Annotated in this window: 19 protein-coding genes; 4 read left to right on the top strand and 15 right to left on the bottom strand. The window is 67.4% G+C overall.

Annotation, left to right across the window (positions count from 1 at the left end; all coding sequences use genetic code 11):
• Positions 1–27 precede the first annotated feature (27 nt).
• From Q5716_RS02690 to Q5716_RS02635, 12 genes are all read right to left on the bottom strand, one after another.
• On the bottom strand, positions 28–1,023 hold the full coding sequence (locus Q5716_RS02690) for a glycosyltransferase family 2 protein (protein ID WP_305001542.1): 996 nt from the start codon (positions 1,021–1,023) through the stop codon (positions 28–30).
• Position 1,024: 1 nt separating this feature from the next.
• A complete protein-coding gene (locus Q5716_RS02685; RefSeq protein ID WP_305001541.1) occupies positions 1,025–3,502 on the bottom strand; it encodes a glycosyltransferase in 2,478 nt (825 codons plus the stop codon).
• A gap of 86 nt (positions 3,503–3,588) precedes the next feature.
• Positions 3,589–4,491, bottom strand: a complete 903-nt coding sequence (locus tag Q5716_RS02680) for a glycosyltransferase domain-containing protein (RefSeq protein ID WP_305001540.1) — start codon at positions 4,489–4,491, stop codon at positions 3,589–3,591.
• 41 nt (positions 4,492–4,532) lie between these two features.
• Entirely contained in the window at positions 4,533–5,270 is a 738-nt protein-coding gene (locus Q5716_RS02675) for an ABC transporter ATP-binding protein (protein WP_305001539.1), read from the bottom strand.
• Entirely contained in the window at positions 5,267–6,103 is an 837-nt protein-coding gene (locus tag Q5716_RS02670) for an ABC transporter permease (protein WP_305001538.1), read from the bottom strand. Before Q5716_RS02670 ends, Q5716_RS02675 begins: the two co-directional genes overlap by 4 nt.
• 84 nt (positions 6,104–6,187) lie before the next feature.
• Complete coding sequence (locus Q5716_RS02665; RefSeq protein ID WP_305001537.1) at positions 6,188–7,912, bottom strand: cell wall-binding repeat-containing protein; 1,725 nt, start codon at positions 7,910–7,912, stop codon at positions 6,188–6,190.
• Positions 7,913–8,020: 108 nt separating this feature from the next.
• Positions 8,021–8,830, bottom strand: a complete 810-nt coding sequence (locus tag Q5716_RS02660; protein WP_305001536.1) for a glycosyltransferase family protein — start codon at positions 8,828–8,830, stop codon at positions 8,021–8,023.
• 9 nt (positions 8,831–8,839) lie between these two features.
• Positions 8,840–9,682 (bottom strand): NAD-dependent epimerase/dehydratase family protein, encoded by an 843-nt coding sequence (locus Q5716_RS02655; RefSeq protein WP_305001535.1) that lies wholly within the window; start codon positions 9,680–9,682, stop codon positions 8,840–8,842.
• On the bottom strand, positions 9,679–11,025 hold the full coding sequence (locus tag Q5716_RS02650; protein WP_305001534.1) for an SDR family NAD(P)-dependent oxidoreductase: 1,347 nt from the start codon (positions 11,023–11,025) through the stop codon (positions 9,679–9,681). The genes Q5716_RS02655 and Q5716_RS02650 overlap by 4 nt, the downstream gene beginning before the upstream one ends.
• 19 nt (positions 11,026–11,044) lie before the next feature.
• Positions 11,045–11,920: a glucose-1-phosphate thymidylyltransferase RfbA gene (gene rfbA, locus Q5716_RS02645; RefSeq protein WP_305001533.1), complete on the bottom strand. Its 876-nt coding sequence runs from the start codon at positions 11,918–11,920 to the stop codon at positions 11,045–11,047.
• A gap of 2 nt (positions 11,921–11,922) precedes the next feature.
• The gene (locus Q5716_RS02640) at positions 11,923–12,531 is read right to left on the bottom strand and encodes a dTDP-4-dehydrorhamnose 3,5-epimerase family protein (RefSeq protein WP_305001532.1); all 609 of its coding nucleotides are present in this window, start codon (positions 12,529–12,531) and stop codon (positions 11,923–11,925) included.
• A gap of 23 nt (positions 12,532–12,554) precedes the next feature.
• Positions 12,555–14,885, bottom strand: coding sequence for a cell wall-binding repeat-containing protein (locus tag Q5716_RS02635; RefSeq protein ID WP_305001531.1), 2,331 nt, complete (start codon positions 14,883–14,885; stop codon positions 12,555–12,557).
• Positions 14,886–14,964: 79 nt separating this feature from the next.
• Between Q5716_RS02635 and Q5716_RS02630 the strand changes: the two genes are divergently transcribed.
• Genes Q5716_RS02630 through Q5716_RS02615 form a run of 4 tightly spaced genes read left to right on the top strand, consistent with a single transcriptional unit; the run spans position 14,965 to position 18,884 of the window.
• Positions 14,965–15,909, top strand: a complete 945-nt coding sequence (locus Q5716_RS02630) for a glycosyltransferase (RefSeq protein ID WP_305001530.1) — start codon at positions 14,965–14,967, stop codon at positions 15,907–15,909.
• 3 nt (positions 15,910–15,912) lie between these two features.
• A complete protein-coding gene (gene rfbB / locus Q5716_RS02625) occupies positions 15,913–16,896 on the top strand; it encodes a dTDP-glucose 4,6-dehydratase (protein ID WP_305001529.1) in 984 nt (327 codons plus the stop codon).
• Positions 16,893–17,747 carry a dTDP-4-dehydrorhamnose reductase gene (gene rfbD / locus Q5716_RS02620; RefSeq protein ID WP_305001528.1) on the top strand — a complete coding sequence of 285 codons (855 nt, stop codon included), beginning with the start codon at positions 16,893–16,895 and terminating at the stop codon, positions 17,745–17,747. Before rfbB ends, rfbD begins: the two co-directional genes overlap by 4 nt.
• 9 nt (positions 17,748–17,756) lie before the next feature.
• Positions 17,757–18,884 (top strand): glycosyltransferase family 4 protein, encoded by a 1,128-nt coding sequence (locus Q5716_RS02615; RefSeq protein ID WP_305001527.1) that lies wholly within the window; start codon positions 17,757–17,759, stop codon positions 18,882–18,884.
• On the opposite strand, the gene Q5716_RS02610 is transcribed toward Q5716_RS02615, so the two are convergent.
• The 3 genes from Q5716_RS02610 to Q5716_RS02600 are packed head-to-tail and all read right to left on the bottom strand — an operon-like array spanning position 18,885 to position 21,887.
• The gene (locus tag Q5716_RS02610) at positions 18,885–20,246 is read right to left on the bottom strand and encodes an LCP family glycopolymer transferase (RefSeq protein WP_369523965.1); all 1,362 of its coding nucleotides are present in this window, start codon (positions 20,244–20,246) and stop codon (positions 18,885–18,887) included.
• A gap of 11 nt (positions 20,247–20,257) precedes the next feature.
• A complete protein-coding gene (gene purE, locus Q5716_RS02605) occupies positions 20,258–20,734 on the bottom strand; it encodes a 5-(carboxyamino)imidazole ribonucleotide mutase (RefSeq protein WP_305002954.1) in 477 nt (158 codons plus the stop codon).
• 46 nt (positions 20,735–20,780) lie between these two features.
• Complete coding sequence (locus tag Q5716_RS02600) at positions 20,781–21,887, bottom strand: 5-(carboxyamino)imidazole ribonucleotide synthase (RefSeq protein WP_305001526.1); 1,107 nt, start codon at positions 21,885–21,887, stop codon at positions 20,781–20,783.
• Positions 21,888–21,898: the final 11 nt, after the last annotated feature.

Here is a 21,898-nt window from a genome sequence, read left to right as displayed (position 1 = left end):
CCCGCGCCAGGCTAGCATCCTCGAGTATCACTCGCCTCCGACGCCGGGGAGAACTCCAGCGGGTTGCAGGAGATCGCGCAGGACGTCGCCCCAGCCCCGGCTGTAGCGGGCGTAGCGGCCCGTCCGGACCTCCCGCAGGACCGGACGGATGCGCCGCCAGCGCGACCGCGCGAAGGTCGCCCGGACGGACAGGTGCTCGAGCTTCTCATCCACGCGGCGAACCGCATCCGGACGCACGGCATCGCCGAGCGCGTGCAGTCGATTGGCAAGGACGCGCGCGCGGGCCTCCAGGTAGACGTTGCGGCCATTGCGGGGTTCGAGAATGCGACCGATCTTGCCGCGCAGGCCCAGTCGCGTCACGCCGATCTGGTTGGAGCCGTGCTGCCGGTAGTCGACGAGGGACTCATCCAGAAGGATGCCCGTGCCGGCACTCACCGCGATCATGGCGAGCCACTCGTCGTGGACCCAGTGCTCGGGGAACGGCATCGCGAGGTCGACTGCCCGGCGGCCCACCATGGCCGTCGCGCCCGTGACGAGATTCCGGCGCAGGAGGACTGCGAGCTCGTCCCCGGAGGCCGCCTCCGCGCGCTCCTGCGGCGAGAGGCCGAGGGCGTCGAAGAGGGTGTGCCCGAGCGGCACGCCGTCGGCATCGACGAGGCGAGCGTCGGAGTGGACGAGGAGCAACTCGGGGTCGGCCTCGAAGAGCTCGAGGGCGCGCTCGATCCTGTTCGGGTGCCACACGTCGTCCTGGTCGCACAGCGCGACCAGGTCGCCGGTCGTCGCAGCGAGGGCCTGTTCGAAATTGGCGACGTAGCCGAGGGCGGTCGGGTTGCGCAGCACGACGAGGTGGACGCCGGTGCCCGCCACTGCGCGCTCGACGATGTCGACCGAGTCATCCGTCGACGCATCGTCCGACAGGACAATCTCCTCGGGCACGCGGGACTGCAAGAGGATGCTCTGAACCTGCGCTCCGACGAACCGCGCCCCGTTGTGGGTGCAGAGCGCGACCGAGACGCGGGTCACCTCACCCGCGCCCGAGCCGACGGCGGATCTTGGAGAGCACCAGCCGCGGTCCGCCGTTCTTCAAGTAGTGGGCAACGAGCCCGAGGTCGCGCCGCAGAGCGGACTTGTGGCGGTTGGGTCGCTGGCGCGGCCGCGCGGGCTTGGTGATGCCTGCGGCGAGGCCCGCGTTGTCCTGGGCGTGGTGCGGCGCCGCGACGAAATCGAGAAGCGGAGCGAGTGCAGCCTCCCAGTAGTACTGCTCGCGCACGCGGCGGATGTTCTTGCGCGCCTGCTCGATGAACTTCTCGTCGAAGAGCACCTTGTCGAGGGCGGCGGCGAGCGCCTTCACATCCTCCGCCGGCACGACGATGCCCAGCTTCTCGCGGGCGACGAGCTCGGCGAAGTGGTCGCCCTCGGTGACCACCATCGGGAGCTCCGCCCACAGGTAGTCGAGGATACGGGTGCGGAAGGAGAACGTCGTCTCGATGTGCGAGAAGTGCGTGCTCACCCCGGCGTCGGCCTCGAGCAAGTAGTTGCCGCGATCGGCGTAGTCCACCCACGAGGCGTTAAAGAACACCGAGCTGTCGAGCACGTCGAGCTCCCGCGCGAGGGAGCGGGACTGGCCGACGATCTCCATCTCCGGTACACCGGGGTGGGGATGCTTGGTGCCCTGGAAGAACAGGCGGACGTTGCCCCGCTTCTTCGAGAGGGCCGCGACGGCTCGGATGAGCGTCTTCGGGTCGAACCAGTTGTACAGCCCCCCGCTCCACAGCAGGACCTTGTCATCGCGGGAGATTCCCGGGAGGACTCCCTTGAGCACGTCGCGCGAGTGGGTCGGCGGGGTCGACGAGAGGCCGAAGGGCGCGACAGCGATGAGCCCCTCGAGATCGGGGTCGCCGATGTAGTTCTGCGGATTGATCCGACCGAGCCCCGCGAGCTGGCCGAGCCAGAACAGCCGCTGCCGCTCCGAAGCGCAAAGGAAGAAGTCTCCGCGCGCGATCTGGTCGTTGAGGGTGTCCGTCGCGTCGCTCACCTGGCGGTCCCACTGGGCGGGGGGAAGCTCTCGGCCCTGCTCGAGCTGCTCGAGGTGCATCGGGTCGTACAAGTCGACGACGAGGATCTTCTTCGACTTGCGAAGGGAGTCGAAGACGGCCATCGCGTGGCCCTGGAAGACGATGATGTCCGCGGCGGCCTCGAGCTTGGAGAATGCCCGGTCGTCGCCGATCGGCACATGGACGACGTCGAAGGGCGCGTCGACGTCCTCGACTCCGGTGAGGCTCACGAGCGTCACCGCGGTCGTGCGGGAGAGCAGCTCGGCCATGTTCCAGGCGCGGATGGCGGGGCCGGCGAGCTTCGCGCCGATCGGGTCGCCCGTGACGATCACGACCTTCGTCGTGACCGGCGGCTCGGAGACGTCGAAGGTGGTGACGATGTTCTCGTAGCCCACGAGGTAGTCGTGCTCCTGGTAGACCGGCGCATCCGGCATCTCGAAGAGCTTCCAGATCCGCGCCTCCGACACCTGGCGGTCCGCCTGGATCTTCTCGCGAGTCTCGGTGAACGACGGCAGGTTCTCGACGAACTGGTCGATCGCATAGGCCGTCGCCACGAGCTCGGACGAGGTCTCGACCCGCGGCTCGTTGCTGCCCGTGCCCCGCAGGTCGAACTCCGTGGAGTCCAGGCCGCCCTTGGTGACCGCGCGACGGATCGCGAGCGACATCGCCGCCTGGACGGCGGTGCCGACGGACTCCTCCCCGATGTTCTTGTACAGCGTGTACAGGGCATTGCGCTCGAGGAGGTAGGTCTCCTTGTGCGCGCCGAACGAGCTCATCGACGCGTGGTGCTTGTGGAAGGCGAGGGAAGCGGGCTCGTAGACGACGCGGTAACCGGCGAGGTTGATCCGCCAGCCGAGGTCGACGTCGTCGAAGAACATGAAGTAGCGCTCGTCGAAGCCGCCGACCTCGTCGAAGACCGACCGGCGGACGAACATGGCCGATCCCGTGCCGAACAGGACGTCCTTGACCGTCTGGGCGCCCGAGGGCACGCGCTCGGCAGTGTGCGGCTTGAAGCCCATGCCGTACCACGTCATCGCCGAGCCGATGTAGTCGACGTGCTTGCCGTCCCAATCCAGGACCCGGCTCGCGATCGCGCCGATGCGGCTCGACTTGCCGAACCGTGCCACCGCGGTCTTGATCCACGCAGGGTCCGGCTTGGCGTCGTTGTTGAGGAACGCGACGAACTCCCCGCGCGAGCGGGCGACGCCGAGGTTCGACCCACCCGTGAACCCGAGGTTCTCGTTCGACACGACGAGCGTGATGCCCTCGGCCTCGCGGGCGAGGCGCTCGGCGCTGTCATCCCCGGATCCGTTCTCGACGACGACGATCTCGAGCCTCTCGGCCGGCCAGTCGACTCCGCGCAGGACGCGGACCGCCTCGAGGGTGTCATCCGTGCCGCGGAAGTTGACGAGGACCACGGAGACGAGTCCGGGGATCGTGTGAGACATGAAAGCCGATACTCCTTATGCACCCCGAGGGAGGTTCGGAGGACTGGGCTATCGTAGCAATGCTCTCCCTGAGCTATCCCGGTGAGTCAGCGCTTGAGGAAATCGCGCACCGCGCGCACAGGGCGCGTCACCCGCCAGGAGAACGACTTCTGGTAGGACTCCTCGATTCGCACCGCGCGATCGCGCTCGTCGGCGAGCCGCTCTTGGAGCTCGCGGATGAGGTTGTCCCTCTCACCCACTTCAGCCAGCGGGATCCGCAGCGCGCGGGAGAAGCTTCCGCGGGTGAGCGACCAGTTCCGGTTGTTGTGGACGGGCCACTCGTGGAAGTCGGACTCAGCGTTGTCGACCTCGATGACGCGGATCTCGAACGGGGCATCGGCGAGAACGAAGTTCACCGACAGCTGATCGCGACGTGAGTACCGCAGCAGATGGTCGTACCAGAGTTCCATTCTGTCGAGAACCGGGGCCGCATGGCGCCGGGCGATGAGAGCCGTCCAGAAGGGAACATCGTGGAGAACCCGCTCGTTGAGCTGCGTGTAGTGGATGAGCTGCTCATAGACGCGAGCCGAATCGTCGTAGCCGAGCGTTGCCACGGCCTCGAACTCGGCGATGACGCTGCCCCGCAGACTGTGCCGGGGGACAGCCAGATCGGCATCCGAGAGCCAATCGTCGAAGAGCCGGCTCGGATCGCGCTTCAACCTCACGCTGTTGTCGATCCACAAAGACTCGTCGTAGTCCGAAAGCAGCTCGGTTCCGCGGCACTTGAGGAATCGTGCGCTGCGGATGGGATCGAGCGGAAACCGGGGCTCGATCACACGCAACTGCCACGTATCGCTTCGAAGATCCGGGTCGTCCGTGAAGCACACGAAATCGGTGCCGCTTTCTTTCGCGACTGGCTGGTCGTTGAGTTGCTCGTAGCCACCGACGACGGCCGTGTACACGACTCGTTTGGGAGCCGTCGAAGTGCGGGCTTCGGTGCCTCGGGTCATTGCCAGAATCTATCGGGAGCCGGAATACGGCAGCAAATCCCCTAGCGCCCCAGGTCGAGCGACTTCTCGTACGCAGCAATGGTGGATGCCGTCTCCCCCACCTGCATGATGTGCCCCTTGTTCAGCCAGGCGACCTGGTCGCACATGGCCCGAACAGACCCCATCGAGTGACTCACGAGCACCACAGTTCGCCCCTGTTCGCGGTAGTCGCGGAACTTCGCGAAGCACTTCTCCTGGAACTCGGCATCCCCCACGGCGAGCACCTCGTCGACGATGAGGATGTCCGGCTGGACGCTGATGGCGACCGAGAATCCCAGCCGCACATACATGCCTGACGAGTAGTTCTTCACCGGCTGGTCGATGAACTTCTCGACCCCCGAGAAATCGATGATCTCGTCGAATTTGCGGTCGATCTCCTTCTTCGACATGCCGAGTATGGAACCGTTGAGATAGATGTTCTCTCGGCCCGACAACTCGTGGTGGAACCCGGAGCCCACCTCCAGGAGCGCCGCCATCCGGCCGTCGTAGGCGATGCTCCCCTTGTCGGGCCAATAGATTTTCGCGAGGCACTTGAGCAGTGTCGACTTGCCGGACCCGTTGCTGCCGATCAGGCCGAAGGTCGAACCCTGCGGAACGGAGAAGCTCACGTCCTGAAGGGCCCAAAAATCCTCATGCACAGACCTGCGGCGACGCATGATCGCCGACTTCAGGGTCTGATTCCTCTCGTGGTAGAGCCGGAACTTCTTGCTCACATCCTCGATTCGGACTGCTTCGCTCATAGCGCCTCCGCCAGTCCCTTCTCATTGCGCCGGAAGATGATCAGACCGAGGGTGAAGGATCCGATCGCCCACAGCACGCACGCGAGCATCGCATCGCCGGACGGCCACCGGTTGTCATACAGGAGCTCGCGGAAGACCTGCACGAAGTGCACCATGGGGTTCAACGAGTACAGATCGAGAACCGTGATCGGCGTCCCGAATATCCCGCCGACGTTGTGGGACTGCGTTTCCACCAACGAGATCGGGTAGATGATCGGAGTCAGGTACATCCAGATCTGAAGGATGATCGTCAGGAAGTGCTCGGTGTCGCGGAAGTACACGTTCATCACGGCGAGGGCGAGGGCGACCCCCGCTGCAAAGAGAGCCAAGAGGAGCATCACTACCAGCACTAGCGGCAGCCACGGCCAGACGAAGGAGCCGACGATCGCCAGCGCCACCACGAGGACTCCCATCTCGAAGAGCCACGTGAACGCGCGGGCCGCGACCTGCGACAGCGGCAGAACGACTCGCGAGAAGTAGACCTTCTGAATGAGCGCGGCGTTGGACACCAACGAGCTCACGCCCAGACTGAGCACGTTCGAGAAGAAGAGCCAGGGGAGCAGCCCGCACAGCAGCCACAGCGCGAAGATGTTGAGGCCGCTCGGATCGCCCTTGTCCGGACGAATCTGGAAGATGAACGAGAAAACGAAGGTGTACACGAGCATGGCGGCCAGCGGATTCGCCAACGACCAGAGCTGACCAAAGATCGTACGCCGGTACTTGCCTTTGACCTCGCGAAGCGTGAGGTTGACAAGGAGTTCGCGCGAAGCGAGCAATTCCTTGATGTAGTTCATCGATCCTCGGGTGGTAAACGCGTCGCGGTGCGACGACACATGCCCCCTAAGACTAGTCCGCCTCTGAAGAACTCCGAGTCGGCATCAGCACGGCATGAAGTACTCGACATTTCGCGACAGCGATGCCGGTCCGCCCAGGAGGGTCACCTTCGTCACACCCATTGCCTTGAGAGCGGCCCGTGTTTCGGAGGGCACGCAGGAACCCGGAACGACGATGAGGGGGGCGGATCTCTTAGCCGCGAGCACCGCTCCCGCCAGCGCATCCGGGAAGTTGTACCCCGTCGCGATGAACGCTTCTGTCGAGCCCGTCGAGCCGAACGCGTCGACCGCTATATTGCGCGAGGCCTCCATTCGGTCTGCTCCACTCAGCCTGGTTGTCGGCGCGATCGTGGCGAGCGAGGTCTGCATTGCCTGCGACACCGAGTTGGGCCCTCCGACGATGGTGATCTGGGTCACCCCGAGTCCGATCAGGAACTCCCGAGTGGCGTCATCGACGGCGCTGTCGGTGCCCCGAACCAGCACGGTCGGAACCCCGAAGACTCCACCCGGACTACCCGCGCTCAGCGCGTCGGGGAAGTTCGCGCCTGTGGCGACATACACCCGGGTAGCGGAGTCGAACGCATAGTCGACGATTGCCCGCGACGCCTCGTAGCGGTCGGCGCCGCCGAGGCGCACCGTCTGGCCCGCAGGCGCGAGCGCGCTCAGCTGGGTGAACATGCCCTCCGACACGGAGTCCGGGCCCCCGACCACGACGATCTTGCCGGGCCTGAGCCTCTGGATCTCTGCCGCGATCGGTGCGGGAAGCGCGGTCCCCGGCGGCACCAGGAGGAGGGGGCCGCCTTGACGGAACGCGGCGGGGGCAGCGGACAGTGCATCCGGATAGTTCGTCCCCGTGGCTACGTAGACAACCGGGGCAGTCGCGGGTGAGGGGAAGGACTGCTGAGAGATCGACACCGCTACCTCGTATCGATCGATGCCGCTGATCCGGGTCACGGTGGCCCCGTCGAGACCCGCTGTGGGGTCTCCGAACCACCGGTTGTAGTAGTCCCAGAAGTTGCGGTTCCCGTACGAGGAGCAAGCATCGCCGATTCCGCCGAGATTGGCGAGCGCAGCGGCATTCGGCGTGTACGGCGTGTAGATGTACAGGCTCGCGGTCGGCTGGTTGCGAATGGTCACCGACTTCGTGCCGCAGGCCGTGTTCGGGTTGTACTGGATGTCGACCGTCCGGCCGGGCGCAAACTTCCACGCGAAGTTCGTGGACCACGGGGTGCCCGGACCGGTACCCGGCGGGTTCCCGTACCTGATCAGGTACCACGCACCGAAATAGACCTGCTGGAAGAAGCCAGCCTGGGCGGGGTCGCAACCCGCAGTATCGGGGCATCCCGCGCCCATCGCCGCTCGATACTGCCCTGCCGTCGGCCAGTCGTCGGTGACGAGGCTCTGCTCCTTCTGCAATGTGACGAGGATGACGCGAGGGCTGATGCCGCAGGCTTGAGCAACCTTGTAGATGATCCGGGAAGCGCGCTCATTGGCCGCTCCGGTGTAGGCGGTGCACATCGGGTCGGCGCCCTTGGACTGGGTGGTCTGGGTGAAGTCCTTCAGGCACACGTAGCCCACCCGGCACGTCGGAACCTTCGACTCGAGGAATGCCTGGATCTCCGACTCGGTCATCGCGTCCGAGTCGTAGAACTGGGCATCACTGATGATGTAGCCGGGATCGAACGTCGCCGCGGCGTCCACCCGGGTGGCGGGGGCGACACCCACCAAGAGGGTCGACAGCACGGTAGCGGGCAGCAACAGGGCGAGCACGGCCCTGAGGCCCACTCGACGTGCCCGTGGTTCGCGGCCGGTCATCTGTACCCCCAAGTCGACACCAGTTCTTCTAGGGTAACTGGCGACCGGCCGTCGTCGACGGTTCTAGCGGGTCGTGTCGGTCTCGCCCTCAGGGTACAAGTAGCGGAAGAACTCGTCCTTGAGCGGATTGAGGTGGTGCTGATTCGTCTCGGGGAGAACGAAGTCGATCTCGACATCGAGCTTGCGGAGAGCGAGCCCGCGGCTCTTGGCGAAGTACGTCAGCCAGAGATCGTCGAGCAACCAGTACTTCTGGGGGAGCTCGGTGAAGAAATCGTCGTCGAGGAAGAGCGCTGCGGAGCAGACCATTCCCCCGGGACCGATGTGATCGACCCTTCCGCCCGGCCGCGAGGGGGAGCGATCCCAGTATGCGTCGTTGACCTCGAACGCCCACCAGGCCGTGATCGCCTCGGCGTCGTACTCCTCGAGAGCCCGGCTCAGGAAGTCACTCCGAATCTCCTCGTCGTCATCGAGCACGACGATGGGACCCGAATACCCGCTCGCCGCGAGCTGCCGTACCGGGTAGAAGCGGGCGATCGAACCCAAATTGAAGGGTGACCGGATGAGGCGGACCGATCGCAGTGCCCCGGTGCTGCCAAAGTCGCGAACGGCCCGCTCGTACACGGCGTGATCGCGTCGGTTGTTGTTCCACAAGTGGAGGTCGACGCCCTCCACGTTCGATTGTCCCGCAAGGAGCTCCAGCACCCGGTGAATCCGGTCGGGCCTGTTGTACAGGCACATGAAGACTTGAGCGCGGCGCGGGTCGCGAGCGCCGATCGTCACGGTCGGCGAGAACTCCCCCGCCAGCATCCGGCGTTTGAGCACTTCTTTGACCGGTCGCTTGGCGATAGAGAGCAGGGAGGAGGTCGCGGACACCGATCAAGCCTAACCGTGGTCGAGAGAGCCCGACCGCGGGAGCAGCCCACCAAGATCGAGTGATGCTGTGGGCGCGAACGCGATCATCCGCTGCGCCCGGCCGATGTCGGCGACGCTCGTCGTCGTCGGGCCGCCGACGTCTGTCCAGTGCACCTCGCAGTATTGCGACAGCTCATCAAGCAGCTCGCGGTTGCTGCGCGGCACTCCACTGCCAATGTTCATCGCTACGAAGCCATCTTGTGGCTCGACGAGCGCGGCCGAGGCGACCGCTCTGGCCACGTCCGCGGCGGAGACGTAGTCACGAACAAAGCCCCCGAGGCCCCGAAGCTCAACAGGGCGGTCCGGGGTCGACGCGACGAGCCGGTTGACGAGAGAGTCATCGAAACCCGTGCCGTACACATTGAAGACCCGCAGCACGACGGCGGGAACGCCGCTACTCGCGAGCGCCCGCTCAGCTGCAGCCTTGGACCGGCCGTAGTCCGACGAGGGCTCGAGCGCCTCGGACTCGACGAGCGGCCAGGTGCGCCGATCTCCGTACACCGCCGCGGAGGAGATGAATACGAGAAGTCGCGCCCCGGCTTCGGCGGCGGCCGCCGCGAGCTCCGCGGTGACCGACTCGTTCTCCTCGAAACGCCGCCCCCGTCCCGGAACCGCACCAGCTAGGTGGACGACGATCTCGGGCTGACTGGCGAGGACCGCTGCACGCGAGCCGCCGGGCGAGGCCAGATCGACTCGAGCGGGCATCCCCGCGAGGCCGGGCGCAATGAGCTCGAAATCCCGCGATTGCAGCTCGGGAACCACATGACTTCCCAGCCGGCCTGACGCGCCTGTCAGAAGGAGGCGGCGGGTCACTGAACCGGGAACCCCATCGCACGGAGCTCTGCGACCAGCTCGTCGTCGCTGAGAGCGAACGATCTCGATCGGGCCAGCAACTCCTCGATTCGGGAGAGGAACTCATTCGGATCGTCGTTGACAGCATCGCGAACGACGAAGATCTTGCCGTTGGCGGTCCGCCCGATCGAGTCTGGCTCGTAGCTGAGCTCTTCGAACATCTTCTCACCGGGTCGCAATCCGGTGATCTCGATGGGGAGGGTCGGATCCACGAGCCTCACAAGAGCCTTCGCGAGGTCGAGGATCCGTACCGGTTGGCCCATGTCGAGGACGAACAGGTCTCCGTTTTCGCCAACGAAGGCAGACTGGATGACGAGCTGGGCGGCCTCGTCGAGGGTCATGAAGAATCGAGTCACCTCAGGATCGGTGACCGTGAGCGGCTGCTTCCGAGCGATCTGACGACGGAAGGTCTGCATCACGCTTCCGCTGCTCTCGATCACGTTGCCGAACCTCACCGCCGTGAACCGCGTCGGTCCGGACTGGGCCAGCGCATCGAGGATCATCTCCCCGATCCTCTTCGTCGCCCCCATCACGTTGGCAGGATTGACGGCCTTGTCGGTGGAGACGTACACGAGGGCTCCGACCGAGACCTCGCGGGCAGCCCGCATGACCTCCAGCGAGCCTCCGACGTTGTTGTTGAACGCCTCTACCGGGTTGCTTTGCATCAACGGGACGTGCTTGTAAGCCGCGGCGTGGAATACGACATCCGGCCGGTAGCGCTCGAAGTGCTTGCGTAGCACGAGCGGGTCCCGCACATCAGCGACGTGGAGCTGCAGCTGGGGGCGATCCGGGATATCTGACGCGAGGGTGAAGATGCCGGCCTCGCTGAAGTCCAACCCGACCACTGTTCTCGCGCCGAGCTCCAGGAGCTGGCGGACCAGGCGCGAACCGATCGACCCGGCCGCCCCCGTGACCAGGACGACCTTGCCGTCAATGAAGTCACGAGCCTCGACCAGATCATGTTTGACGGGCTCGCGACCGATCAGGTCGAGCACGTCCACGTCGGTGAGATCGTCGATGCTCACCTGCTCCTTGGCGAGGATTCCGTAGGTTCTCGGAATGATGGCGATGTCGACCCTGTCGGTCTCGATCCTCATCAGGAACTCACGGACGGTCGCCGCGTCCACGGAGGGAATGGCGAAGTAGACGACGTCGACGTCGTGGGAGACGATCGCATCGTTCACGTCCGCAAGGGTGCCGATGACGTCATCAGCACGAACGCGGTCATCCAAGAAACCTACGACGGTGTCGCCCTTGCTCTCGACCGCTGCGGCGAGGGACGTGCCCGCGACTCCGCGGCCCACGATGAGCGCGCGTCGCGGCTCAGGAGTCATCGCGACCCGCGAGCAGTCGTTGGAGGTAGGTCCCGTAGCCGCTCTTCTGCAGCGGGGCGGCGAGCACGGCGAGCTGCGTGTCATCGATCCAGCCGGCTCGCCAGGCGATCTCCTCGATGCAGCCGATCTTGAACCCCTGGCGGTCCTCGATGACGCGGACGTACTCCGACGCCTGCATCATCGACTCGAAGGTCCCCGTGTCGAGCCACGCCGTTCCACGGTCGAGCACCTGCACCTGCAGTCGGCCCGACTGCAGGTAGCGCTCATTGACCGTCGAGATCTCGAGCTCGCCGCGAGCGCTCGGCTCGATCGTCTTCGCGATCTGCACGACCTCGTTGTCGTAGAAGTACAGACCCGGCACCGCGTAATTGCTCTTGGGCTTCGCGGGCTTCTCCTCGATCGACACCGCCACGTTGTTCTCGTCGAACTCGACGACGCCGTACGCGGTCGGGTTGGCGACCTGGTAGGCGAAGATCAGCCCTCCCTCGATCTCCCCGTTCGAGCGCAGCGAGCTGCCGAGCCCGGTGCCGTGGAAGATGTTGTCGCCGAGCACGAGCGCGACCGACTCGTCGCCGATGAACTCCTCGCCGATGATGAACGCCTGCGCGAGGCCGTCGGGGCTCGGCTGCACCGCGTACTCGAGACGGATGCCCAGGTCGGAGCCGTCCCCGAGGAGGGCGCGGAACTGGTCGTTGTACTCGGGGGTTGTGATGATCAAGATTTCGCGGATGTCCGCCATCATGAGCGTCGACAGGGGGTAGTAGATCATCGGCTTGTCGTAGATGGGCATGAGCTGCTTCGAGATGCCCTTGGTGATCGGCCAGAGCCGCGTGCCGGACCCGCCGGCCAGGATGATGCCGCGCATCGCTACTTCCCCTCGTTCAGCGTCGCGTAGAAGGCCCGCACGGCCTCGTAGTCGGGGAGGAGGCCCTGCTCCGCAGCCTCGGCGAGAGTCGGGGCATCCGTGTCCTTCGGGCTGAGCAGCGGCTCTCCCGCCTCCGGCGGGAAGACCAGGCCGATCTGCGGGTCGAGCGGGTCGATCCCGTGCTCCGCGGTCGGGTTGTAGGTGTCCGTGACGAGGTAGCTCACGACCGCGTCATCCGTCAGCGCGACAAAGGCGTGGCCGAGCCCCTCGGAGAGGTAGATCGCACGACGGTCGACGTCGTCGAGAAGCACCGAGTCCCAGGTACCGAACGTCGGCGAGCCGACGCGGATGTCGACGACGTAGTCGAGAACCGCGCCGTGGGTCACCGTCACGTACTTGGCCTGCCCGAGTGGGACGTCCGCGAAGTGGATGCCTCGCACGACGCCCTTCTTCGACACCGAGGTGTTGGCCTGCCGCAGCACGATGGGGTGCCCCGTCACCTCCGCGAGCTTGTCGAACCGGTACCACTCAAGGAAGACCCCGCGGTCATCGGAACGGATGATCGGGGTGATCTCGTACGAATCGGGGACGGAGAGCTCGCGAATCTGCACCGGGTGAGTCTACCGGGCTGCCACTAGCAGGAGCGCAGCGCCTGGACGTCGGGCGTCAGGGAGGCCGGCCCACCCAGGAGCGTGATCGAGCTCGTCCCGAACTGCGCCAGAACCGACATCGTCCCGGCGGGGATGCATGTCGTAGGGACGACGATGAGCGGAGACGAGGTGCCCCCCGCGAGCGGCGCTCCGGCGAGCGCGTCGGGGAAGTTGTAGCCGGTAGCGATGTACGCCTGGGAGGGGCTCGTTGCACCGAAGGCGTCTAGCGCGATGTTCGCTGACGCCTCGAAGCGGTCAGCCCCGGAAAGGCGAGTGGGCGTGGGGTCGATCACCTTGAGGCTGTTCAGGATGCCGTTGCTGACGGAGGCGGGGCCGCCGGCGATCTTGATCTCCGTGACACCAAGGCTGTTCAGCAGTTCCAGGGTGGCGGAGTCGACGCCGGACGCGTTGCCCGGAACGAGGATGACAGGGTACCCGAACGCTCCGCCCGCACCGCTCGCGCTCAGCGCGTCCGGGAAGTTGTATCCGGTCGCGATGTAGGCGGTCGACGGATTGAGCCCCGTGAAGGCATCCGCGACGATGTTGCGCGAGGCCTCGAAGCGGTCCGACCCACCGAGTCGACGGATGTTGGGCTGGATGGTGCGCAGGTCGTTGTAGACCGCCGTGGAGACGGAGTTCACCCCGCCGACCACGATGATCTCGCCGGGAGCCTGCCGGACGATCTCGGCGCGGACGTTAGCCGGAAGCCCGCCGTTCTCGGTGAGAAGCAGCAGCCCCTCCTGGATGGCCGCGGCGGGCGCGGCGGACAGCGCGTCGGGATAGTTGTTACCGGTTGTGACGTAGATGACGGGCGCGCCGCCGCTGGGGTAACGGGCCTGGGCGATCTTGACGCCCACCTCGAAGCGGTTCGCACCGTCGATGCGCGTCACCGTCATGGAGCGCTTGATGATGCCCGTCGTCGCGGTCGACTTCGACCAGGTGCCGTAGCGCGCGACGGCGCTGAACGAGTGGATGCCCGCCGGGAGCGATGTCGTGCTGACGCTCCACTGGCCGCTGCTCGCGTTCACCGTCGCCGTGGCGAATGCCGTCGTGCTGCCGTCGATGAAGACGTCGACCTTGTAATTGCGGCCGGCGTTCGCGACGGTGCCGTTGATCGCCGTCTGGTCGGTGGACGACCCCGAGATCGAGGTGATCGTGGGCGCCGAGACGGTCGCCGCCATCTCCCACGTGTTGCCGTACACGCTCGCGACGCTCTCCTGCGATCCGGGAGACACCATCTGGAAGTACCCGGAGTAGGCGACGTTGGCGCACGTCCGCGATTCGATGGGGGGCAGCGTTCCCGAGTTCCAGCTCACCCACGAGGTGATGCCGATCCCCTTCGAACCCATGATTCCCGTGCCGCCGGAGTCGCCGGGCATGACGCACGCCGTCGTCACGACGGAGTTGACGAGGTTCCCGCTCACACTCGTCTCGAAGTCGACGTCCACGATCTCGCCGCAGCGCCATCCGGTGCGGCTGCCGGACTTGCACACGTCGGCGCCGACGATCGGAGCCGCGTCGCCGGTGAGGATCCGGGGGGTGCTCGAGAGCGGTGCCCCCGTGCCGAAGCCCCATGTGACGGCGCTGGCCTTCTGCACGTTCGCGCCGGTGTCGATGCGACCCACGTCGATACCGTTGCCGAAGGTGATGGTGCCGGCGATCTTCTGGCCGAGCGTCGCGCCCAGGGAGCCCGACTGGCCCGGAGCGGACTGTGTCCAGATCCGAGCGGTGCCCGTCATGTCTTCCGTGCAGTGCCCCGCCGTCGCGAACTGCTTGGCGCCGGTGGACACGAGGTAGCCGGTGTAACCGACGGAGCACTGGTGGAGGTAGGTGCCGTCGCTCCACACCCAGCCGAGCCCGTCGTACACGTCAGCAGCCGGCTCGGCGACGAGGTCCGTCGGATCCCACGCCGGGGCCGGCTCACCGTATTCGGCGACGCCGCCGGCAGACTCGACGAGAGCGGCGTCAGCGCCGTCCTCGACGTTGACGACGAGCTCCGTCCCCTCGAGTCGCGAACCGAGAACCGTGACTCCGGCGCCCTCGAGGGAGGACACGACCTCGACCGCCTGCACCGCTGCCGCGCCTTGGGCGAGGTACTCCTCGGGGGAGATGCCCAGATCGCGAGCGACGGCATCCGCGAGCTCGATCGGGAGCTCGGCCGCCTCGGCCGCATAGTCCGAGGGAGAGAACTCGTCCATCGACTCGACAGGAGCAGGCGCCGGATCCTCCGCGAAGGCGATGGCGGGGGCGCTGAGCAGGCCCGCGCTGAGCAGAACGGCGGCTCCCGCCGCACAAGAACGCATGATGATCGACACGTTGTGACCCCCGATTTGAGCTGCACTCGGTTTTCGAGCCCGCAGCGATCCTACGTCCCCGGCACTATCATGGTCAGTCATGCGCGAGGCTCGCAACCACTCCGCGGGAGCGTCCCGGGTCGTCGTGCTCCTCGCCACCCACAACGGGCTCCGCTTCCTCCCGCAGCAGGTCGACAGCATCCTGGCTCAAGAAGGAGTCGCGGTGTCGATCGTCGCCCTCGATGACGCCTCCACGGACGGCACCGCGCAGTGGCTCGTCGATCGCGCGGCGGACGACGCGCGCATCACGGTGCTCCCCGATGACGGCACGGGCGGCAGCTCCGCGAAGAACTTCGCGCGGCTCATCCAGCGCGTCGACGTGCCCGACGACACTCTCGTCGCCTTCGCCGATCAGGACGACGTCTGGCTCCCCGGCAAGCTCGCCCGCCACGCCTCGCTCATCGCCGAGGGCGTCGACGGCGTGTCGTCGAGCGTCACCTCCTTCACCGCGGAGGGCGATCGCACCCTCGTGCGCAAGGACTACCCGCAGCGGGAGCTCGACTACCTCCTCGAGAGCCCGGGCCCCGGATGCACGTTCCTCATCACCCCGCGACTGCTCCGCCTCACTGCGGAGGTGCTCCGGGACTCCCCCGACGCGCGCGCCGTCGACTTCCACGACTCGCTCATCTACGCGGTCGCCCGCGGTCGCGGCTGGCGCTGGCGCATCGACGGCTGGCCGAGCGTCGACTACCGCCAGCACGGGGGCAACGTCATGGGCTCGAACGTCGGTCTCGCGGCGGCTCGCGAGCGGTTGCGACTCATCCGCGAGCACTGGCTGCGCCAGCACTCCACGCACTTGACGCGCGTCGCACTGCACGTCGCCCCGGAGGGGCCGGGGCGGGCGGAGCTCGCGCGCATCCTCTCCCTCCTGACCACTCCGGGGGCGCGATCCCGCTTCGCTCTCGCCCGAGAGAGCCGCCGGTTGCGGCGGCGGCCGCGCGATCAACGGATAATTGGACTGCTCATAACGATTGGTATCTGGTAACTCATGAAAATCCTCGTCACCGGCGGTGCCGGCTTCATCGGCTCCAACTTCGTCCGCCGCACTCTCCAGGACGCCTACCCCGGCCTCGAGGGCGCCGAGGTCGTCGTGTACGACGCGCTCACCTACTCGGGCAACCTCGAGAACCTCGCACCCGTCGCGGACTCCCCGCGCTACAGCTTCGTCCAGGGCGACATCCGCGACGCGGCGAAGCTCGACGACACCCTCCCGGGCGTCGACGCGATCGTGCACTTCGCGGCCGAGTCGCACGTCGACCGCTCGGTCCGCGACTCCGGCATCTTCGTCGAGACGAACGTGCTCGGCACCCAGCGGCTCCTCGACGCCGCGCTGCGCCACGGCACCGCCCGCTTCGTGCACGTCTCAACCGACGAGGTGTACGGCTCGATCGCGGAGGGATCGTGGGACGAGAACCGCCCCCTCGAGCCCAACTCCCCCTACTCGGCCTCGAAGGCCGGCAGCGACCTGCTCGCCCGGAGCTACTTCCGCACCCACGGCCTCAACCTGTCGATCACGCGCTGCTCGAACAACTACGGCCCCTACCACTTCCCCGAGAAGGTCATCCCGCTCTTCGTCACCAACCTCATCGACGACAAGCACGTGCCGCTGTACGGCGAGGGCAACAACATCCGCGACTGGCTGCACGTCGACGACCACACGCGCGGCATCGCGATGGTGCTCACGCGCGGCCGCGCGGGCGAGATCTACAACATCGGCGGCGGTACCGAGCTCACCAACAAGGAGCTCACCGAACTGCTCCTCGAGGCCACGGGCAAGGACTGGTCGTACGTCGACCGGGTGGCCGACCGCCTCGGACACGACTTGCGCTACTCGGTGGACATCTCGAAGATCCGGGCCGAGCTCGGCTACGAGCCGCAGGTGCCGTTCGAGCAGGGCCTCGCCGACGTCGTGCAGTGGTACCGCGACAACCGCGCGTGGTGGGAGCCGCTGAAGGCGCGCGCCGCACTGTGACCCGCTACCTCGTGACCGGCGCGGGCGGGATGCTCGGCGCCGACCTCTCCCGGGCCCTCGAGGGCCGGGACGCCACCCTGCTCGCGCGCGCCGACCTCGACATCTCCGACGCCGCGGCGGTCGACGCCGCGGTCGCCGGGCACGACGTCGTCATCAACGCCGCCGCCTACACGAAGGTCGACGACGCGGAGTCGGACGAGGATGCCGCGACACTCATCAACGGCACGGCGGCAGGCATCCTCGCGGAGGCCGCCGCGCGGCATGGCGCCCGCATCGTGCAGGTCTCGACCGACTACGTGTTCGACGGCACGGCGACGAGCCCCTACCGCGAAGACGCCCCGCGCCACCCGGTGTCGGCCTATGGGCGGTCGAAGGCGCTCGGCGAGGAGCTCGTCGAGCGCGCTCACCCGGATGGCCACTACATCGTGCGCACGGCGTGGCTCTACGGGGCGGACGGCCCGAACTTCGCGAAGACGATGCTGCGCCTGGCCGCCGACCGCGACACCATCGGCGTCGTGACCGATCAGGTGGGACAGCCGACGTGGACGGGCGATCTCGCCCGTCAGATCGTCGCTCTCCTCGACTCCGACGCGCCCGCGGGCGTCTACCACGGCACGAACTCGGGCGAGGCGAGCTGGTTCGACTTCGCCCGCGCGGTGCTCGAGTCCCAGGGCCTCGATCCGGAGCGGATCACGCCCACCGACAGCTCCGCCTTCGTGCGGCCGGCGCCCCGACCCGCGTACTCTGTTCTGGGACACGATCGATGGGCCGCCGCAGGCCTTCCCCCCTTGCGCCCGTGGCGCGAGGCCCTCGACGCCGCCGCGGCGTCCGGGGCCCTCCGACTCCCCTAAGGTGAATCCGTGACAACTCTTCGCGTCATCATCGATGACATGCTCTCGCCGACACCGGGTGGAACGGCGCGATACACCGAAGAGCTCGCCGCCGCCCTCATCCGCACCGCGCCGCGCGGATGCACCGTCGAGGGGTTCGTCGCAGCCTCTCCCGAGCCCGACTACCAGCGCATCGCGGAGCGCCTCCCCGGCCTCGCCGCGCTGCACAAGAGCGCCCTGGCCCGCCGCGAGCTCCTCGCGGCCTGGCAGCACGGCTTCACCCGCCTCCCCGGCACCGGGATGCTCCACGCGACGAGCCTGTTCGCCCCGCTGAGTCGTCACGATCGGCTCAACGACGGAGACCAGATCGCCGTCACCGTCCACGACACGATCGCCTGGTCGCACCCCGAGTCGCTGAGCCCGCGCCAGGTCTCCTGGCACAAGTCGATGCTGAAGCGAGCAGAGAAGTACGCCGACGCCATCGTGGTGCCGAGCCACACGGTTGCGGCGCAGATCGCCGAGATCGCCGACCTCGGCGATCGGGTGCGCGTGATCGCCGGTGCCCCGAGCTCCTCGCTCGAGCTGCCGGCCGACGCCGACGACCGCGCCGCCGCCCTCGGCCTCCCGGAGAAGTACGTGCTCGCCGTCGGCGGCATCGAGCCCCGCCGCGGGATCGACCAGCTCATCAAGGCGATGACCCGGGTCCACGACTCGATCCCGCTCCTGCTCGCCGGCCACGGCTCGACCGACGAGGCCGTCGCGGCCGCCGCAGCGGACGCCGGCCTCGGCGAGGGCCGCGTCCGCAGCCTCGGCACGCTCAGCGATCCCGATCTCGCGGTGGCGCTCTCCCGAGCGACCGTCTTCGCCTACCCGAATCTCGAGGAGGGGTTCGGGATGCCCATGCTCGAGGCCTTCGCGCACGGCACACCGGTCATCCACTCCGACGCTCCCGCGCTCGTGGAGCTCGCCGCCGACTCCGGCCTCACGGTCGAGCGGGACGGGGACGAGTACCCCGTACGCATCGCGGACGCCATCAACACGGTGCTCTCGGACGACGCGCTCGCCGAGCGACTCAAGTACATCGGGCTCGACCGGGCCAAGGCGTTCACGTGGCGGGGCGCCGCCGAGCAGGTGTGGCAGCTGCACGCCGACCTGTAACTAGCCGGCCGGGGTCTCCTCGACCTCGATCGGGGCGGTCGCGTCCGCCACGAGCTGGTGAATATAGGGGTAGTCGGGGTACTCGGGGTCCACGTCGTTGACGGGCGTGAGCTCGAGCTGCGCGATCGGCAGTTCGCGCGTCTTGCCCGCGAGGTCGACGAAATAGCCGAGCGCGGACTGCGGGATGTCCGTCTCCACGAGCCGCGCCCCGGCCGCGGCCACGGCTTGGAACTTGCTGAGCACGTTGGCGGGGCTGAACTGCTCGATGATCGCCTGCTGCAGCTGATGCTGGCGCTGCATCCGGTCGTAGTCGGTGGTGTCGTGCCGCGATCGGGCGTACCACAGCGCGTGGTAGCCGTCGAGGTGCACCACACCCGGGCCGATCCACTCGGCCACTTCCGTGAAGGTGTCATCGGTGTGGATCGGCACGGCGGTCTCGACGGTGACGTCGACGCCGCCGAGCGCGTCCACGAGGTCGATGAACCCCTGCATCTCGATGAGCGCGTAGTACTGGATGGTGAGGCCGGTGACCCCTTCGACGGCATCCCGCACGGCCTCGATGCCGGGGTCGCTGCCCTCCGCCGTCGCGTTCGGGTACATCTCCGGGCTCGTGAGCGTGACCTCGGTGTAGACCGAGTTGATGTAGCAGACGTCGACTTCGCACCCGTCGTCGGCGCCGTAGCCGTTCGGGTACTTCGCGTAGAGCGGCGAGTCCTCAGGGAAGGGCACGTTCTCGAGGTTGCGCGGAATGCCGATCATCGTTGCGGCACCGGTCGTGGCATCCACGCTGACCACGGTGATCGAGTCGGGTCGGAGTCCCTCGCGGTCCGGACCGGAGTCGACACCGAGCAGCATGAAGTTGTAGCGACCGTCGACGGGCTCCTTCGGCGGGGCGACGACGAACACGTCGGAGACGAATCCGCCCGCCGTGCTCGCGAGGAAGGCGGCGTAGCCGGCGCCGCCCGAGAACAGGACGAGGCTGATGGTCGCGAGTCCGGCGATCCACCCGCGGGCGGAGGGCGTCGTGCGCACGAGCCGGACGAGGCGCAGGGTATCGAGAGTCAGCACCACCCAGAGGGCGGCGTAGAAGACGAGCGCTGCGGCGAGAATCCACAGGCTCGCGCTGAAGGTGACGACGGTGAGCAGGGCGGTGGGCCACACGAACCAGACGAGGATCGCGACCGCGACGACAGCCCACAGCACGAACGTCGCACCGACCCCGAACCGGCCGAGACGGCGGGAGCCTGCCAGGAGCTGGGCCGAGCCGGGGATGAGAATGTTGAGGCCGACGAGCCACCACGCCCGCTTCGTCATTCCGTGCGGGTTCGCGGCATCCGGGGTGCGGACCGGAGAGGCGCTCACGCCGTAGCTGCTCACTGGCCCTTGATGCTCCGCAGCAGGGCGTCGTTCTTCTGCTCGACGAGCTCCGCGAGTCCGGCAGCGAAAGCGTCGAGTCGGGCGGTGAGCTCCGCATCGCCGGAGCCCAGGATGCGCGCAGCAAGGAGCCCGGCGTTGCGAGCCCCCCCGATGGAGACGGTGGCGACCGGGATGCCCGCGGGCATCTGCACGATGGACAGGAGCGAGTCCAGTCCGTCGAGCTTCGCGAGCGGAACCGGCACCCCGATGACGGGGAGCGAGGTGACCGACGCGAGCATGCCAGGAAGGTGCGCGGCCCCACCCGCACCGGCGATGATGACCCGGATGCCGCGCGCCGCGGCTGCCTTGCCGAAAGCGATCATCTTCTCCGGGGTCCGGTGCGCGGAGACGACCTCGACCTCGAACGGGATGCCGAACTCCGCGAGAGCCTCGGTCGCGGCCGACATGACGCTCCAGTCGGAATCGGAGCCCATCACGACGGCGACGGTTGCGGGTTCAGTCACCCGACAAGGGTATGGGTCAATCCTCAAAGAACGCTGCTGCGGCGCGCGCCCGGAACACGACGTCCTCGAGCTCCTCGCCGCCCGCCGTCACGTGGCCCGCCTTGCGACCGGGCCGCGGTTCCTTGCCGTAGCCGTGCACCTTGACCGCGGGCTGGTCGGCGAGGGCGAGCGGCACGCGCTCGGGGGCGAGGCCGCCGAAGACGTTCACCATGACCGACCAGGGGTCGCGGCATCCCGTCGCCCCCAGCGGGAGGTCGAGCACCGCCCGGAGGTGCTGCTCGAACTGGCTCGTCGTCGAGCCGTCGATGCTCCAGTGACCGCTGTTGTGGGGGCGCATGGCGAGTTCGTTCACGAGCACACGATCGTCAGTGGTCTCGAACAGCTCGACGGCGAGCACCCCCGTCACGCCGAGGTTCTCCGCGATGGACGTGGCGACGTCGGCCGCGACATCCGCGATCCGACCGGCGGAGCCCGGTGCCGGAGCGATGACCTCGGCACAGACGCCATCACGCTGGATCGACTCGACGACGGGCCACAACGCGATCTCTCCCGAGGGCCGGCGCGCGAGCACCTGCGAGAGCTCCCGACGGAATTCCACGAGCTCCTCGACGAGGAGCGACTCGCCCGCCACGAACCAGTCCGAGACATCGGAGGCTGCGGAGACCACGCGCACTCCCTTGCCGTCGTAGCCGCCTCGGGGCGTCTTGACGACGCCCCGGCCGCCGTGCCCGGCGAGGAACGCGTCGAGTTCGGCGGGGTCTGTCACGCGGGCCCACTCGGGCACGGGCAGTCCCAGGTCGCTGAGCCGCTCGCGCATGAGCAGCTTGTCCTGCGCGTAGAGCAAGGCATCGGGGCCGGGATGCACGGCCACCCCCGCCGCGAGGAGGGCGCGGAGCACATCCTGTGGCACGTGCTCGTGGTCGAACGTGATCACGTCGACACCGCGAGCGAACTCGAGCACGGTCTCCGCGTCTCGGTAGTCGCCGACCGCCGTCGCGGCGATCGAGGCGCTCGAGCCCTCCGACTCGGCGAGCACGGCGATGCCGAGCCCGAGCTCGACGGCCGGGGGAACCATCATGCGGGCGAGCTGCCCGCCCCCGATCACTCCGACAGTAGGGCTCATGACCCCGCTCT

It is taken from the genome of Antiquaquibacter soli (genome assembly GCF_030580675.1).
GTDB lineage: Bacteria > Actinomycetota > Actinomycetes > Actinomycetales > Microbacteriaceae > Rhodoglobus > Rhodoglobus soli.
This window is presented reverse-complemented; position numbering and strand designations above follow the sequence as displayed.